This is a genomic window from Treponema berlinense, from assembly GCF_052273165.1.
GTDB classification, from domain to species: Bacteria; Spirochaetota; Spirochaetia; order Treponematales; family Treponemataceae; genus Treponema_D; species Treponema_D berlinense_A.
Map to the genome: position 1 here is coordinate 13,816 of NZ_DAVZIU010000008.1, position 17,047 is coordinate 30,862.

Annotated in this window: 14 protein-coding genes; 2 read left to right on the forward strand and 12 right to left on the reverse strand. The window is 38.1% G+C overall.

All coding sequences use genetic code 11. The features are described 5' to 3' along the window. Nucleotides 1–39: 39 nt before the first annotated feature. The 6 genes from rsmD to ACT6XC_RS04250 all read right to left on the reverse strand — a co-directional run bounded on the left by rsmD (nt 40) and on the right by ACT6XC_RS04250 (nt 7,585). Nucleotides 40–606 (reverse strand): 16S rRNA (guanine(966)-N(2))-methyltransferase RsmD, encoded by a 567-nt coding sequence (gene rsmD, locus ACT6XC_RS04225; protein ID WP_443740907.1) that lies wholly within the window; start codon nt 604–606, stop codon nt 40–42. 30 nt (nt 607–636) lie between these two features. Continuing rightward, nucleotides 637–2,139: an ankyrin repeat domain-containing protein gene (locus tag ACT6XC_RS04230; protein WP_443740908.1), complete on the reverse strand. Its 1,503-nt coding sequence runs from the start codon at nt 2,137–2,139 to the stop codon at nt 637–639. A 6-nt stretch (nt 2,140–2,145) separates the two neighbouring features. After that, entirely contained in the window at nt 2,146–3,744 is a 1,599-nt protein-coding gene (locus tag ACT6XC_RS04235; protein WP_443740909.1) for a P83/100 family protein, read from the reverse strand. Between the two features lie 86 nt (nt 3,745–3,830). Beyond that, nucleotides 3,831–5,591 carry a hypothetical protein gene (locus ACT6XC_RS04240; RefSeq protein ID WP_443740910.1) on the reverse strand — a complete coding sequence of 587 codons (1,761 nt, stop codon included), beginning with the start codon at nt 5,589–5,591 and terminating at the stop codon, nt 3,831–3,833. Between the two features lie 19 nt (nt 5,592–5,610). Then, nucleotides 5,611–6,852, reverse strand: a complete 1,242-nt coding sequence (locus ACT6XC_RS04245) for a class I SAM-dependent RNA methyltransferase (protein WP_443737346.1) — start codon at nt 6,850–6,852, stop codon at nt 5,611–5,613. A gap of 13 nt (nt 6,853–6,865) precedes the next feature. Then, nucleotides 6,866–7,585, reverse strand: a complete 720-nt coding sequence (locus ACT6XC_RS04250; protein WP_443740911.1) for a DUF6675 family protein — start codon at nt 7,583–7,585, stop codon at nt 6,866–6,868. A 120-nt stretch (nt 7,586–7,705) separates the two neighbouring features. Between ACT6XC_RS04250 and ACT6XC_RS04255 the strand changes: the two genes are divergently transcribed. Together ACT6XC_RS04255 and glgA are read left to right on the forward strand one after the other, a co-directional pair. Next, the gene (locus ACT6XC_RS04255) at nt 7,706–8,890 is read left to right on the forward strand and encodes a pyridoxal phosphate-dependent aminotransferase (protein WP_443740912.1); all 1,185 of its coding nucleotides are present in this window, start codon (nt 7,706–7,708) and stop codon (nt 8,888–8,890) included. A gap of 11 nt (nt 8,891–8,901) precedes the next feature. Continuing rightward, on the forward strand, nt 8,902–10,386 hold the full coding sequence (gene glgA / locus ACT6XC_RS04260; RefSeq protein ID WP_443740913.1) for a glycogen synthase GlgA: 1,485 nt from the start codon (nt 8,902–8,904) through the stop codon (nt 10,384–10,386). A 174-nt stretch (nt 10,387–10,560) separates the two neighbouring features. On the opposite strand, the gene ACT6XC_RS04265 is transcribed toward glgA, so the two are convergent. The 6 genes from ACT6XC_RS04265 to frr are packed head-to-tail and all read right to left on the reverse strand — an operon-like array spanning nt 10,561 to nt 16,945. Further along, on the reverse strand, nt 10,561–12,498 hold the full coding sequence (locus ACT6XC_RS04265) for a hypothetical protein (RefSeq protein WP_443737342.1): 1,938 nt from the start codon (nt 12,496–12,498) through the stop codon (nt 10,561–10,563). Between the two features lie 16 nt (nt 12,499–12,514). After that, nucleotides 12,515–13,636 (reverse strand): M50 family metallopeptidase, encoded by a 1,122-nt coding sequence (locus ACT6XC_RS04270; RefSeq protein WP_443740914.1) that lies wholly within the window; start codon nt 13,634–13,636, stop codon nt 12,515–12,517. A 3-nt stretch (nt 13,637–13,639) separates the two neighbouring features. Then, on the reverse strand, nt 13,640–14,749 hold the full coding sequence (gene dxr, locus ACT6XC_RS04275) for a 1-deoxy-D-xylulose-5-phosphate reductoisomerase (protein WP_443737340.1): 1,110 nt from the start codon (nt 14,747–14,749) through the stop codon (nt 13,640–13,642). Nucleotides 14,750–14,794: 45 nt separating this feature from the next. Then, on the reverse strand, nt 14,795–15,646 hold the full coding sequence (locus ACT6XC_RS04280; protein WP_443740915.1) for a phosphatidate cytidylyltransferase: 852 nt from the start codon (nt 15,644–15,646) through the stop codon (nt 14,795–14,797). 12 nt (nt 15,647–15,658) lie between these two features. Then, entirely contained in the window at nt 15,659–16,381 is a 723-nt protein-coding gene (locus ACT6XC_RS04285; RefSeq protein WP_443737338.1) for an isoprenyl transferase, read from the reverse strand. A gap of 21 nt (nt 16,382–16,402) precedes the next feature. Then, complete coding sequence (frr, locus tag ACT6XC_RS04290; protein ID WP_443737337.1) at nt 16,403–16,945, reverse strand: ribosome recycling factor; 543 nt, start codon at nt 16,943–16,945, stop codon at nt 16,403–16,405. Between the last annotated feature and the right edge of the window lie 102 nt (nt 16,946–17,047).

The window sequence follows — 17,047 nt, forward strand, 5'->3', positions numbered from 1 at the left end:
AGCACGAAAAAAATCAAAGTCAAGGAAATTATTTTTCTGTTATTGCTGAACTTCTTGATTGGTGTCTGCCTTTTTGTAAAAATTGACGAGCGAGCGTCCGTAAACGCGCTGGTCTGTAAGGACTAGGTTTCCGATTTTTTCTGGGAGAGGATCTTCTTCAGGGTAGTGGATTAAAACAGTTCCGTTTGGATTTAAAAGTGAATATTTATCTACTGATTTTATTAAATCTTTTCGGAATTTGTATGGAAAAGGCGGATCAAAAAATATAAAGTCGAATTTATCGTGGCAGCGCTTTAAAAAAAGTTCTACTGCCATAAAGTGGCAGCCGATTTTTACTCCGCATTCTTTTTCTGTTACGGAAACATTGTCCAAAACCGTCTTAATTTTGATTTTGTCTTTTTCGCAAAGTTGAACTTCTGTTGCTCCTCGGCTTACGGCTTCAATTGCAATTGTTCCAGAACCGCTGAACAAATCCAGCCAGCTTTTTCCTGTTAAATCGCCAATAACGGCAAAAACAGATTCTCTCATTCTGTCCATTGCCGGGCGGATTATTCCGTCTGGACACTTTATTATTCTTCCTTTTAATTTACCACCGGTAATTCTCATTGTTTGCTCCAAATCGTTTTAAATATTTTTTTAGAAATTTCCTAAACTCCAGAAAACGGAGTCGCGTTTTAATTTTTTATTTTTCTTTGCAAAATCAAGGGCTGTAAGCCCCGAATCGGTCTTGTAATTTATTTTTGCCCCGTTTGACAAGAGCCATTGAATTATTTTTGTATCTTTGCAGGATTCTGCCGCGTACATAAGAGGAGTTTTTCCGTCATAAAAAGAATTTACCGGAAGTCCATATTCAAAAAAAGCATCCAGTATTTGAGATGGTGATTCTTCGGTTATTGCGTTTATAAAAGATGAACGAACTTCGCTGTCAGAAATCTCATATCCCGAAAGCAATTGCGAAACGATTTTTGAATTTTTTGAAAAACTTGATGCAAGTTTTAGTGAACTTACGCCGTAATTATTTTTTGCCTTTATTTCGGCTCCATTTTCAATTAGTTTTTCTACAATCTTGTCATTTTCAGAAAATCTTGAGGCAAACATAAGCGCAGTCCAGCCGTCATTGTCCTTTGCATTTACATCCGCTTTTGAAAAAATTAAATCCTCGGTAAGACCCAAATCTCCTTTTTTTGAGGCGTTCATAAGTTTTGTCCGGCCTTCGCTGTCCCTTTCGTCTGCGTTTTCTATAAACTTTCTTAAAATAGAAGGGGTGCTTTTTTGCGGAACTTCATTGCTGTCATTTTCCAGCGCATAATCGAAAAGGTTTGTTTTTTCGTATGGGGAAATTTCAATTTTTCTTTCAAATTCTGGCCATTTTTCTGTAGAAATTGGTTTATCTTCATTTTGCAACGCAAAAGTCAAATTTTCGTATTCATCTTCGTTTTCGTTCTGCAAAATAGAATTCAGATTTACGTCTTCTGTACTGCCGTTTTCTTCTGGCAGTTTTGGATTTTCTGTCTTTTTTTCTATTTCTGCTTTTTCATCTTCCACGACATTTTCTTCTGCTTTTATATTTTCGGGAATTTGAGCTTCTTCCTGTTCTTTTTGCTCTTCTTCTAAAATCTGTTCGCTTTTTTCTTGTTTTTCAGTTTTTTCTTTTATAAATTTTCTCAAAACTTCAATCATTTCGTTCGGCGAAGAATTTTCTTGCACATAGTCGAAAGCGTTTTTCCCGTGTTTGTCGGTTTTTAGAATTTTTTTTCGTCTGGAAAAATTAAAAAACGAATTGTCCTTAATAAGTCTTTCTAAAACTTCTGGAGAAGATGAATATTTTGCCGCATACATTATCGAATTTCGTTTTTCTGCATCTTTTTGCATTGGATCTGCTCCGTATTTTAGCAGAATATTGATGACAGAAAGTTCGCGGTCTTTTTTTAATGCGCTCATCAAAAGGCTTTCTTTTTCTTTTCCGCGTTTTATATTTGCGTAATCTGGATTTTTTTTGAGCGCAGATTTTATTTCTTTTTCAGTTCCTGTCTCGACAGTTTCAAAAAGTTTGTCTCTTTTTCCACTTGCCTGAACAGATAGAACTGAAAAAGTCAATAAAATGAAGAAGATAAAATTTTTCTTAAAAGTAAAATTCATTTTTTCCTAATTTTTAATCTGTGAAAGATCTTTTGTATTAAGCAAAACTGGAATATTTGAACTTGATGTTGCAAGAATTCCGTTCTGTGTTATTGTGAGCGGAGTAGCAGGCTTTACGTTCACCTGCGATTTTAAAAGATTTTCCGCATTTTCGTTGAATTTTCCTGTGACAAAGTTTTTTCCATCTTGAATTATACAATAGTAATTTGAGCCGTCGCTCACAAGAACTGAATTTTCGGCGATAGTTTCATTGCTTTCTTTTACGATTTCCATATTTTCCTTGTCAAGGACAACAAGTTTTACGGCTCCGTTTCTGATTGAAGTTCCTGCAATTGCAATGTATCCAGACTGTGTTTCAAAAATCGTCCGGCTTCTGATAACTGTTACCGGAGATTCTTTTATTACGGTTCCTGTTTCTGCATTCACTTTTACGAGAGTTGAAAGAATTCCAAGATCGTCAACTGATTTTAGGCCGTAAACGCCAGTCGCATTTTGATTTTTTGTCTGTTCACGGACAATAGTCTGCTGGTCTTGTGCAATTGAAGTGCGTTCTGTCTGTGCTTCTGTGCGCTTTGTGTCTGCTGCGGCCTGAGCCTGGGCCGCTTCATTTTTTGCTTCCTGAGCTTTTTCTGACTGTTCCTGAACTTTCTGTTCCTGCTGAACTGCTTCTTCCTGTTTTTGTTCTGCTTCCTGACGCTTTTCTTCGGCTTCTTTCTGAGCCTGTTTGTCTTCTGGATTTTCTTCTGCCTTTTTCTGAGCCTGTTCAGCTTCTTTTTGCGCATTCTGGGCTTCAGTTTTTACAGTTTCTGCTTTTTTCTGCTCTTCTTTTAATTTTGAAGATTCTTCAACCGCCTTTTTCTGGGCGTCGTTTGCTTTTTCCTGTGCTTTGTCGGCTTCTCGTTCCTTGATGTTTACCATCTGTTTTCTGGAATCGACTCCCTTGTCTTCGTCTTCCTGCATAGACTGTACGACTTTCTTGTCCGAAATTACGGAAGTGTCAACTGTGCTTAAGCCGCCATTTACGTCGGCAAGAGGAATTACAATCTGGGTTTTTCCCGGCCAGTCGCGGTAGTTGAGGGCAATACCTGCTTTTTCTGCCGTCAGATTGTCTGTCACGATTTTTTTGTATTTTAAATTAAAATAATCGGTGTTTCCGCGATAAACTGCGTTGTAAACCGTTACAAAGGTTGCAACTGTCTGCGCGTCATCGGAAGAATATCCATAGGCTTTTGAAAGATAGGCTGCGATTATTCTTCTTATATTTTTTATGTGGTCGATTGAAGAAGAGCTTCCGATTACAAAAATATCTGCATCAAATTTTCCTTTTTCTTCTGGATTGACAGCATGAATAATCTGGTAACGCAACGAAGAGCCTGCATTTTTTGGAGTTTCTGGATTGTCTGCAATAATTTTTCCAAGGTCAGTTCCTATTCCTGCAATTTCTGCCGCAGAGTTTATAACAGAATGAGGACCGTTGTAGTTTTCAAAAACAACTGGTTGTGTCGAAACTGTTTCAAGTTCTTTTTCATCAACTTCTAATGAAAAAGAGTTTGCGCAAAATACAAAAGCCAAAGCGGCTGTAAAAATTCCCCTGGATAATTTCATAAAATTCCTCCAAAAATAAAAAAAATCTCAAAAAGTGACCAAAGATTTTTGAATATTTTATCACAAAGATTATGATTTTTCACGCGTTAAAGTTCAAGTTTGAGAATTTTTGTAAAAGTTTCGCCTGCATAACTTCGCACCTGTCTGTCAAAACGATCCGTCATAAAATTTGAAAGAATCTGCTTTCCCTGGCGGTAGAGAGCCGGCCTGCCCATAAAGGCGACGATTTTATAAGTTGAATCGCACAGAAGTTTTGCAAGTTTTACATCTTTTTTTTGAAGTTTTTTTTCTATAACGATTTCATAGGCTTTTAAAATCTGGCCTCTTTCGTCGTAACCAGAATTTGCAGAAGTTTGAACCAAAATGTCCAGCAAAAAAGGATCTTCCTCAAGTTCAAGAAAATTTGCAAAATCAGAAACAAAAGTGTCTGATTCGCTATAGCTCATTGCCTCTAGAAATTTCTGCGTATAAATCGGATTGTTTGAATAAAACGACTTGTCTTCGTGTGGATTTCTGTTTTTTTCAAAAAGCTCAGAAATATAGGATTGTGAAAGTTCCTGAAGTTCTTCGGTCATTGTTTTTTCTTTTTGAAAAAAATCTTTTTTTTGGAATGCGGACTGAATTTCTTCAATTCGCGAAAGTGGAACCGGAGAATAAACTATTCCGTCAAAACTCTGAATATTTTTTGAAGGGACTGTGTATGTTTTTTTTGTCTGGCTCACGATTTTTTTGTTTCCGACGCTCTGGGACATGACAAAAGCTTTTAAAACCCAGTTTTTCATGCATAAAAAAAGTTGGTTTGAACTTGTATAGGTGATGAAATTCCAGGTTGCTTTAGAAGGCAGTTTTGCTTCCAAAAAAATGTTTCCGTTTTCGTCAAATTCGATTGCCTTAAAACTGCTGCTTATAAAAAATCCTCTGTCTGTCGGGCACAAAAAAACTGTATCAAAAAGGCTCATAATTCCGCCGGAAAATTCAGAAATAAGGCGGCCGGTTGAATTTTCTACGGTTTTAATTTTTAATTCTGTGCCTTTGTTATAAAGAAGCGCGGAAGTTTTTTGACCGCAGATTATTTTTGTTATTGGTGAATTTTGAATTTCGCTTTTTAAAACCCATTTTGAAACAGAATTGTTTTGATTTTCTGCAAAAAGTCCTGCGGAGCCGTCTTCAAAAGCCATTAAAATTCCGTCGGAGCAGGAGGATTTTGCTGTGATTTTGCCTGCAAAAGTGATTTCTTCCAAAACCTCTCCAAACGGACTGAGCCTAAAACCGTGTGTTTTTCCGTCGTCTGTCTGTTCAAAAAAGAAAACAAGACTTCCGTCTGGAAGCTCGCTTGTCGAAAAAACAGCATTTTCCTTCAGTTCAAGTTTCCATTTCTGGCTTCCTTTTAATCCATAACAGGCAATATTTTTTTTGCCCTGGACAAAAATTCTTCCGTCGCGTCCAACAAAGGGATCCTGTGTTATTTCAAAACCGCAGTCTACGCTCCAAAGAATAGTTCCGCCTGGATTTATAAAATTCAAGACAGATTTATCCGTAACTGCAATTAAAAAATCGTTCCATGAAGAAAAAAATCTTTCGCTTTTGCCTTTTATGCTTTTTTGCCAGAGAATTACGCCTTTTTGGGTAAAGGCGCTTATCATTCTGCCGTCCGTTATTGCGGCAAATCCGTAAGAAGTTTTGACTGGAGGAGCAACAATTTCGCCTCCAATAACAGTTTGCCAGGACGGAGACAAGGTTGACAAATCTGGCTGATAAAGCGCGTCCTGCGAAAAAAACTTTTCTGATAAAAATATCATCAGAAAAAGAAAAACGCTTATTTTTTTTGACAACTTTTTTTTATTCATATTTATTTTATCAGTAAGATTAAACAAACTCAAAATAGGCAAGGCTTTCTATGTGGGAAGTCTGCGGATAAAAGTCAAGAAGATAGAGTTTTGTCAGTTTATAGCCAGATTTTATCAAATAAGATGCGTCGCGTGCCTGTGTTGCCGGATCGCAGGAAATGCTTCTTATTTGGGCTGTCTTGTTTTTGCAAAGCCAAGAACATACTTCTTTTTCCATCCCTGAGCGCGGAGGATCGATTACAACTGCGTCAAAAGGTCCGTTTTTTTCAAGAATCATTGGCGCGTTTTCTTTGACCCAGCGACTTCCGCTCAAACCGTAAGTTTCGTGCTCTTTTCCCGCCATGTTAACTTCTGCGTGGACAAGCGCATCCCTGTTGTGTTCGACCAAGGTTGTCTTTTTAAAAATGTCTGCAAGAAAAACCGAAAAAGTTCCAGCTCCGCAGTACATGTCAAGTACATTCTCTCCGCCCATATTGAATGTTACAGCCTTTATTGTTTTTTCGAGAACGTCCATATTCGACTGAAAAAATCCCTGTACATCGAATTCAATTTGTTTTCCTGAAATACAGACAGTGCAATTGTTTCTTGTGTCGGCCAGCGTGCCTGCAAAACGCTGCCTTACTTTGTTTTTTGCCGTTTTCTTTGATTTTCCGACTTGTTTTGAAGCCCAGAGCTCTTTTTTTGTTTCATCTGCAATTACAAGATGATCGTATTCACTTTGTGCAGAAGAAACAATTCTTTTGTCTCCAAAAAAATGAACACGGCCCAAAGGTCTTTGTTCTTGACTTACATTTTTAAGGTAAGAATTTATTTCGTCGGTTGCAATCGGGCAGAAGTCAAGCTTAAGAATATTGTTTGACTGCTTTTCGTTGAGCCCGCCGTCGGTAAGCTGGATTCTTGAACGGTAATTTGCTGGTTCTCCAGAGATTGTTTCGATTTCTGGAACCTTTATTCCCTCGCGTTCAAAACAGTCTGCAAGCATTTGTTTCCGCAGCTCGCGCTGAAAATCAATATCAATATGCTGCATGTTGCAGCCACCGCATTTTCCGTAAAGCGGGCAAAAAGGCAGCTGACGGTGGACTGAAGGTTCCACAACTTTTTCAATTTCCGCAATGTCATAATCACGGAAACTTTTTTTTATCGAAATTTCAATTTTTTCTCCGGGAATTGCATACGGAATGAATACGTTTTTTCCGTTTATTTTTGCAAGGCAACTTCCGCCAAAGACTATTTTTTCTGGAATTACAGTTATTTTTTCCATCGTTTAAGCTCAATTAGATTTTTGAGAAAATAAAGTTACAGAAAGTTTTAATTCTGTTCATAAACGAAGTTTCGATTCTGTCTTTTAAGAACCAAAGTTTTGGAACGTCAACTCCGCCGATTGCATAAAGAACCCAATTGTCGCCGTCGCGGAAAACCGTAATGCATGAAACCATTTTTTTTGATTTTACCGCGGTAAATTTTTCGTGGTAAATAAGGTTTTCCATGTTCTTGAGTTCATAAAAATAAAAATTTTCGTCTTTTGTTACGTTTATCTGTGAGTTGAATTTTCCGAAGAGCGACATTTCTAAAATACAGTCAATTTGTTTGTCGTTTTCTTCTTCGGTTATTTTTTTTATTTCGGCAGAAGAATACAGTTCGTACCATTTTTGCTGCCTGTCAGAAAAATAAGGAATTCCTACGTAATCACCTATGTTGCACAAAGTCGAATCTATTTCTTCAATTAAATTTTCGTTTCCTTCGACTGGACGGATTTGAATTACTTCTGCAACAAAGGCCGGATCAAGTTTTTTCATTGTTGCCAAAATTCTTGAAGAAGAATCGTTTTCTTTTACGCAAACGTCTTTCATTGATTTTATATTTCGGATTAAAACGTCTCCGTTTTCGAGTTTTTGCTTTTCGTCAGAAGAAAGTTTTGAATTGAAAATTTCTGCCTGGACAGAAAATAAGGCTGCTAAGGCAAAAATTGTGCTAAAAAGAAAAGATTTTTTCATAAGGCTCCCATAAAATCATCGCAGTTACGGTGTATAGTTCTATCTGCGAATATAACAAAAAACTTCATTTTTCTCAATAAGTTACAAAAATCTCGTATTTTGTGCTATAATGCCTTTACTATGATAGCTCCAAAAATAAAAGAAATAATAAATTCAAAAGGCGCCTCTGTAATCAGAAAAATGTTTGAGGAAGGAATTCTTCTCAAAAAAGAGTATGGAGATGACAACGTTTTTGATTTTTCGCTCGGAAATCCTGATTTGGATCCTCCAAAAGAAGTTGTTGATGCAATTTTAGAAGTTGCAAAAGACACAACCCACGGTTGCCACGGTTATATGCCAAATTCTGGCTATCCTGAAGCAAGGCTTGCAATGGCAGAAAAAGTAAGTGGCGAACAGACAGTAAAACTCGAAGAAAAAAATATCGTAATGACGGTAGGAGCGGCGAGCGCTCTCAACTGTGTTTTTAAGTCGCTTTTAAGTTCTGGCGATGAAGTGATTGTTCCTGCTCCTTTTTTTGCGGAATACAGGCACTATGTTGCAAATTTCGGCGGAAAACTGGTTGAAGTTTCTACAAAATCCGATTTTTCGCTTGATGTTAAGGCAATAGAAAAAATGCTTTCTCCAAAAACTGCGGCAGTTTTAATCAATACACCGAACAATCCGACTGGAAAAATCTATTCAGAAAGCGATATTGAAGAACTTTCGGTTGTGCTTAAAAAACATGGAAATTCTTGTGGAAGAATGCCTTATCTTATCTGCGATGAACCTTATCGTGCGATTGTTTATGATGGCGTAAAAGTTCCTCCTGTATTTCCAAAGTACGAAAATTCTGTAGTAGTTTCAAGTTTTGCGAAAGACCTTTCGATTCCAGGCGAGAGAGTCGGATATATTGCTGTAAATCCACAATGTGAAGATTCTGACGAGTTTATTTCTGCCTGCACTTTCTGCCTGCGCACTTTAGGTTGTGTAAATGCACCTGCGTTTTTTCAGAAAGTTGTTGCAAAATCCTGGAATGCAAAAGTCGATTATTCTTCGTATGCTCGTCGTCGCGACCTTTTAATGGCAATTTTGGACAAGGCTGGATTTGAATATTGTCGTCCTCAGGGAGCGTTCTATCTTTTTGTAAAAGTTCCTTCCCGATGGAATGATGACGATTGTGCATTCTGCGATTATTTAAAAAAATTCTTTATTTTGAGTGCTCCGGGAAACGGTTTTGGAAAAAAAGGCTATTTCCGTCTTGCATATTGCGTAAGCGAAAAAACTATTGTCAATTCAGAAAAAGCCTTTATCGCAGCAGCTAAATAGGAGATGTGAAAATGAAAATCTTAATGGTAAGTGCAGAAGCTGTTCCTTTTGCAAAGACAGGCGGACTTGCAGACGCAGTTTCGGCCCTTGCAGGCAGTTTGAGTAAACTCGGCCACGATGTAAAAATCGTAATGCCGCGCTACTATAAAATCGACCGAAAAAAACTTCAAAAACTCGAAGGACCTCTCGGAGTCCCAGTCGGAACAGGTCAGGAATGGACAGCCGTCTATACGACAACTCTTCCTGGTTTTGAAAAAGTAAGCGTGTATTTTCTAGACCACGAAAACTGTTTTGGACGCGATGGGGTTTACGGAACAAAGTCCGAGCCTGATTTTTTTGACAACCCGTATCGATTCAGTCTTTTGTGTCACGGTGCTCTTCAGGTTTGCAACAAATTGGGCTGGTTTCCAGATATTGTTCATGCTCACGACTGGTCAGCAGCTCTCGCTCCAGTTCTTGTAAAGCATGTTTGCCGTACACAAGAAGCCTTTAAAAAAACAGCCTCTGTCTTTACGATTCATAATATGGGCTATCAGGGTGTTTACGGAAAAGACAAATTCAATGATTTAGGAATCGATTGGAACCTTTACTATGGAGCAGGATTTGAACGAAACGGCGCAATAAACTTTTTGCAGGCTGGAATTTCTTCTGCCGACATGGTAACGACGGTAAGTCCGACATATTCGCGCGAAATCCAGACGCCAGAAGGCGGATTTGGGCTTGACGGCTTGTTGCGTGTCAGAAGCGATGTTGTAAAGGGAATTGTAAACGGAGTAGATACAGAAATCTGGAATCCTGAAAAAGATCCCGCTCTTCCTGCAAATTTTTCTTCAAAGGATATGTCTGGAAAAGCCGAATGTAAAAAAGCCCTGCAGCAGTATTTTGGACTTCCAGAAAGGGAAGATGTTCCTGTAATCGCTATGATTGGTCGCCTTGTAAGCCAGAAGGGAATCGCAGAAGTTCTTGCGCCAAATTACGGATGTCTGTGGGGAATTTGTAAATCCGTAGACGTTCAGGTCGTTCTTTTGGGAAGCGGTGATCGCTGGGCAGAAGACGAAATCAATTCACTTCAGGAAAAACTTCCAAACTTCCGTGCAAAAATTGGTTATAACGAAAAGCTCAGTCATTTAATCGAAGCAGGGGCAGACTTTTTCCTCATGCCAAGTCAGTACGAGCCTTGCGGACTCAACCAGCTTTACTCAGAACTTTACGGAACTCTTCCAATTGTTCGTCGTACGGGCGGTCTTGCAGATACAGTCCAGAATTACAACGAGCAGACTGCTGAAGGAACTGGCTTTATGTTCGATAATCTTACACCGCAGGCAGTTTACGACACTGTAGGCTGGGCTGTTTACGCTTATTACAATAAAAAAGACCACATCAAACAGATGCAAAAACGCGCAATGGAACAGGACTTTACGTGGACAAAAAGTTGTCGTCAGTACGAAAAAGTCTACAAAGAAGCTCTTTTGCGTGGTTGTGGAATAAAACTTTAAAAGTTTTTGGGGGGAGCGCGTTTCCTTCCCGCGACTGGCTCTTGCTGCAAGTCCTCGGAACCGGTATTTTGCCGGTTCCTGTGGTCTTTCCGCGACGATCCAGGCTAGGTTTTTCTTCCAATAAAAGTTTGTTTTTCGCGCCTTTCTGAAGTTAATTCAGAGAGGCTTTTTTTATTAAAATTCAAACCATTCGCCGTTTATTGTTAGATACCAGTCGGCAATAACCGCATTCATATCAGGATTGTACCAGCTTACAGAACCGTCTTTGTTCAAAACTACAAGCCTTGTTTTGTTCTTTGCGATTTTTACAGGCAGGGAAGCAGAACGCTTGTATTCGAAATTTCGCTTAGCCATTAAATTATAAGAGCGAATTCTTGATTTTCCCATGTTTGTGTATAAAACAGGATAAGACAGGTAACAGATTGCATTCGGGTCTTCAGAATGTTCTTCAAGCAGATGTTTTGAATATTTTGTTTCCGGATTATAAGAAAAAACAGACGTAAGAGGTTTGTTCTGCGAGTCAGTTCCGATTATAATTCCGTAAATTTCAGGTTTTGCAACAGAAGGATCAAAAGAAAGTGCGTATGCTACGTTTCCTTTCAAATTAAGGGGAACGGTTTCTTTAGTCTTTGTGTTTACGTATAAAAGAGGAACTGTCGGAGTGGTTGCAGAAGTTTTTGCTACGTAAAGGTCAGTTTCGTTATAAAGAAGCGCATCTTGAATTCCTGCCCCGTTGTAAAGGTTTTCCTTTGTCTTTGATTCTATTGAATAGCGGTTTACAGTAGAACTTCCTTCAATTGACAAAAGATAATTTCCGTAGAGTTTTAAGGATTTTAGATTATTTTCCGGAGTAAAGATTGCAGATGCCGTCCCAGTTGTAAAGTCAAAAAACTGTACTGTTTTTCTGGAATCTTTCGTCCAAAGAATTACTCCAGCTTCGTTGTAAGAAATTATATTCGTATGTCCTGGATTTGTTCCCTTTAAGTCTACAGCGCCGTTGTCGTAAGAAGAAAGGACGATTGATGAAGGCGTCAGAAAATAAAAATTTTCTCCAGCAGAGGCAACATCGTATATATCATTGTACATGTTGTCGCTCATAGACTGAAGAACATCCACGCGTTCTGCAATCGAGTTGTCGAATTTATACAGGTTTCCCTGGTTTGTTCCGGCAAATATCGTTCCAGAAGCCGCAATATCTGCGCAGACGAGAGACTCATCGTTTTTTAAGCCAGTAAATGTTCGGATAAGCTGTGGAGCAATTACATCTTTATTTCTGTCATTTTTTATCAGGTACATTTTAAATTGTCTTTTTTCATTTATAATGTAATAAAGATTTTCATAGCTATTAGAACTGAAAATAACCGGCTCTTTTCCGGCAACTGAAAATTTTGCAAGCGTTTTTCCTGTTACTGCCTGAATTACATAGATGCTTCCGTCTTTGTATCCTGCAAGAAAAACATTGTTGTTGAACATACAGACCTGGCTCAAACCTGGTTCTGTAGAAAATTTCGCCTTTTTTTCGCCATTGCGTATATTGTAATAACTTAAAGAACCTGTCGGAGAATATGCAACTGCCGAATTTTCAGAACTGCTGGTTATAACCATGCTTACAGGCCCTGTGCTTTCCTTTAATTTTTTTGAAGTGATTGTGTTATTCTGCGTATTTAAAAAGTAAGTTCCTTTTGCGCTTGCAGTTCCGCACAAAACGTAAGTTCCTTTCGCAGAATAGGAAAGAGAAGTGATTGGCGTTCCGAAGGTAAATGCGCATTTTCTTGTAAGGGTTTTAAAATTCCATACGCTTACCATATTTGTTGCGGCGCCATCCGTTTCGTAAATTGCAATATCGTTTCCGTTCGGACTTCTTGCAACCATTTTTATTGCGAGGTCTGTAACCTGATAGTGTTCACCCAAAGAATCTTCTGTCCATTTAATTATAAAACCGTCTTGTCCGACGCTAAAGACAGTATTTTGCTCACTATCGGAATTTTCAAGGACAGCAAGCCCTGTAACCGCAGAATCATGTGCCTGTGTCGAAACATGGCTTTGCGCAAAAAACAAAGCTCCGGCAAAAAAAGTGAATAAAATTGAAACGCAAATTATTTTGATTTTCATCGAAATCCTCTTAGATTTATCTTGCAGTTCTCATAAAAAAATTGAAATCGCCTATAACTGCTATTACGAACAAAAAAGCAATAAAGGCAAGTCCAATATATTGTACACGATAACGAACTTTTGGTGAAATACGGATACGGAAAATTGCTTCTATAAGCGAGAAAAAAATCAATCCTCCGTCCAAAACCGGAATTGGCAAAAGGTTCATTATAAAAAGCGAAATGCTGATTAAGGCTACGAAATTCAAAACTGAAGAAAGGCCTGTCCTAAAACCTGCAGAAAAGCTTTCTTTTACGGTTTCTCCAAGCATAGTAGTAATTGAGGCAGGTCCGCTCACTGCCTGCGTAATTTTTACGCCTTTAAAAAGACTTGCAATCCCTGTCAAAGATGCCCTGAAAATTTTCCAGGTTTCTTTTCCGCCTTGAACAATCGCTCCAAAAAATCCATAGCGTTTTGCTTCACGTTTTGTACTTGTTTCAGGTGCGCTTATTACGCCGATTTTTCCTGCTCCTGTTTGTCTGTCAAGTTGTGAATGAACCAAAAAATCCATTTGAATTCCGTTTCTCAAGACTTTAACTTTTAAATCCTCATCAGGATGAATTGCAACAAACTCGTAAAGTTCAGAAAAATCGTTTATTTTTTCAGAATTAATTTGAATTATTTCATCTCCGCTGCAAAGCCCTGCTTCTGCTGCCGGAGAAACAATTTCTGGATAAACTTCATTTGCCAGGGTAATTTTGTTGGAAGCAGACCAATACGTAAAACCTACAAGGGCAACTATAAAAAAAGAAAAAAAAGTCAGAAAAAGATTTGCCAAAGGCCCTGCAAAAGCGATTGCCGCACGTTTTAAGGGCGAAACTCCGTAAAGCGAATTTTTGTCATATTCAACAAAATCACAAGAAGAATTCTCGTTCGAAAAATCATTTTCGCCTTTCATCGAGCAATATCCACCGAGAGGCAAAAGGGAGATTCTCCAGTCTATGTTTTTAATTTTTTTGTGTAAAAGTACAGGACCCATTCCGATCGAAAACGCTTCGACCTTAACTCCGCACAAGATTGCAGCCAAAAAATGACCGCTTTCATGCAGAAAAACTATAACTCCAAGAATTATCAGACCATAAACTATTTTTAACAACATTTTTTATACCAGTTTCTTTGCGATCGAACGGGCCAGGCTGTCCGCTTCAAAAATATCCTTTGTGTCGCGGACAGGGCTGTTCCATTCATCTTCATTTTCCATAACTTTTTCGACAATATGCGCAATTTTTTCAAAACGGATTTTTTCGTCAATAAATGCCCAGGCTGCTATTTCATTTGCCGCATTAAAAGCAATCGGATGACAGTTGTCTTTTTCTGCCGCCTTAAATGCAAGTTTTAAAAGAGGAAAATCGTCCATTCTCGGTTTTTCGAATGTCAAGGTTCTTGAACCTGTTGCTGTGTCTGTAAGGTCAAAAGGTTTCATAAAATTATGCTTTACTTCCGGCCAGTCGAGGGCCTGGATAATAGGATGCTTCATATCTGGTTCGCTTAACTGGGCATACACAATTCCGTCGTTTGTTCTTACAAGAGAGTGAATTATGCTTTCTGGATGAACAACTACTTCTATTTTCATTGTGTCAAATCCAAAAAGCCGTTTTGCTTCAATAACTTCAAGCCCTTTGTTTCCCAACGTTGCAGAATCAACAGTGATTTTTGTTCCCATGTTCCAAGTCGGATGTTTTAGCGCATCTTTTAGAGTTGCATTTGCAATTTTTTCAGAGGGCCAGGTTCTAAAAGGACCACCGCTTGCAGTAATTATAAGTTGTTCTACATTTTTAGAACCGCCGCAATTGTTAAGCAGTGTAAAAATCGCCGAGTGTTCGCTGTCTACTGGAAGAATTCTGCTGCCACTTTTTTTTGCCATTTCAAAGATAACAGGACCTGCCATGACAACAGATTCTTTATTGGCAAGAGCAAGGTCAATTCCAGTTTCTAAAACCAAAATACTTGGAACAAGTCCAGCGCTTCCTGCAATTCCGTTTACGACAATATCAGGTTTTGTTTTTTCTATTAGTTTTTTTATTCCTTCTGTTCCTTCTTCACTTGTTAGCGAATATGGACATTCAAAAAAACTTGCAAGTTTTTCGAGCTTTTCTTTGTTTTTGTTTGCTGTAAGACCGCAACAGGCAAAACGATCTTTATGATTTTTTAAAATATCGACAGTGCTTGTGCCGATTGAGCCTGTGCAACCTAAGACGAGAATTTTTTTCATATTCCTTCCTTCAAAATTATCTGAAAAAGCAGACAAAAGTCCTTTTTATTGCAAAAGGGCAGGGTAAATATGCGTAATTGTAAAGTAGAATACAGGAGCTGAAAAAACGATGCTGTCGATTGAATCGAGAATTCCTCCACGACCAGGAATTATTGAACCTGAATCCTTGCAGGAGGCAGAACGTTTAAGAACGGATTCAACTAAATCTCCGAGAATCGAAGTAATTGAAATTAAAGCGCCCAAAAGAATCAATCTTGCGACAGAACCTGTAAAAATGTCTTTCCAAAAGACCCAGCTCAAAATTCCACTCAAAATTGAACCAAAAATTCCACCGCAGAAGCCAGCAATGCTTTTATTTGGACTTGCTTTTATAAAGCCTTTGTTATTTTTTCCAAAAAGCACACCGAAAAACCATGCCAAAGAGTCGCAAAAAAATACCATTGTCAAAAACATGATTAAAACTGGGCGCGAATTTTTAAGAAAAGTCATGCGTGTTAAAAAAGTCAGCAAATATCCAGCGTACGTAATAATCGAAATTGATGTAATTATATGGCTGTTTGAATTTTCAAAAGTTTTGTTCAAAATAACTTCGACTGCAAGACTTATTAAAATTGCGAGCACAAACACAAAATCAACATAAGAAACGTCAAATTCAAAAACTGCACGCAAAAGCATTGCAAGATTTATAACTCCTGCAAGAATTATTACAAACAACTTGTTCTGTAATTTAAAATTATGGTCAAGAATATGATAAAATTCGCAGGCGGCAACAACCGAAACTGCTGTCACGACAATGTGGATTGCAAGGTGGTTCATCTGATTCAGAAGAATCAGCATGATTATAAGAGGCACTCCTATAAAAAAAATTCCAAGTCTAGAAACGACTTTACGATTCATAAATTCCCCTGTTTACTTTTGGTCTGGAACTGCGCCAAACCTTCTATTACGTTTTTGAAATTTGATTATATCTTCTATAAATTCATTTTCTGTATAATCAGGCCAAAGCGTGTCTGTAAAAATAAATTCTGCATAAGCACATTGCCAAAGCAGAAAATTGCTGAGCCTTTTTTCACCACCAGTTCTAATCATTAAATCAACGTCTGGCAGACCTTTTATATCCAACGAATCTGAAACAAGTTTTTCTGTAATGTCTTCCGGTTTTACGTTATTTTCTACAAGTTTTTTTATTCCACGGACAATTTCATCTCGGCTGCCATAATTTATGGCTAGAACACAGGTTGTTCCTGTAAAATGTTCTGTATCTTTTTTTGCGTTTTGAATTTCTTTTTGAACATCTTTTGGAAGTCCGCTTAAATCGCCAATGTGTTCAATTTTAATACCATTGTCTTTATAAAACTGGAATTCTGCACGAAGATGCCCTTTTATGAGAGTCATAAGATAACCGACTTCTTCCTGAGTCCTCTTCCAGTTTTCTGTTGAGAAAGTATATAAAGTTATGTATTTTATTCCCAAAGAGGCTGCTTGAGCTACTATTCTCTTTGCAGAATTTAAGCCTTCTTTATGGCCTTGAGAGCGCGCTAAACCTCTTTGTTTTGCCCAGCGACCGTTTCCATCCATGATTATTGCAACATGTTCTGGAAGTCCGCTGGCTTTTATTTCTTCAATATTCATCAGAATTGTAATCTGCTAAAATTAAGCAAGAATTTCCTTTTCTTTTGCATCGCAGACTGTCTGAATTTCAGCAATATATTTGTCAGTGAGTTTCTGAAGATCGTCTGTTTCTTTTTTTAGCTGATCTTCTGTGATTTCTCCTGATTTCTGCTGTTTTTTCAAATCATCGTTTCCGTCGCGACGAACATTGCGGATTGTCGTTTTGTAGTTTTCTGCCATTGATTTTGCCTGTTTTACCAGCTCTTTTCTGCGGTCGGCAGTCAATGCAGGAATTGAAATACGGATTACTTTTCCATCGTTTGAAGGATTTAATCCAAGGTCTGCAACCAAAATTGCTTTTTCAATATCAGTAATAAGACTTTTATCAAATGGAGAAATTACAACAGTGCGGGCTTCTGGAATTGAAATCTGAGCAACCTGATTGAGCGGTGATTTTTGTCCGTAATAATCTACACGAACTTTGTCAAACATAGTAGCAGAAGCACGACCCGTGCGGATTGTGTTCATTTCGTTTTTAATTCCTTCAAGCGTTTTTTCCATTTTTGCTTTAGCGTCAAATGCCATAGTGATTTCTCCCATAAAACCGCAGTTGCGGCATGCCAAACAGGCACGAATCCATATTTTAGTTGATAAAACTAAAAGCGGTTAGAAAAAAATCCAACCGCT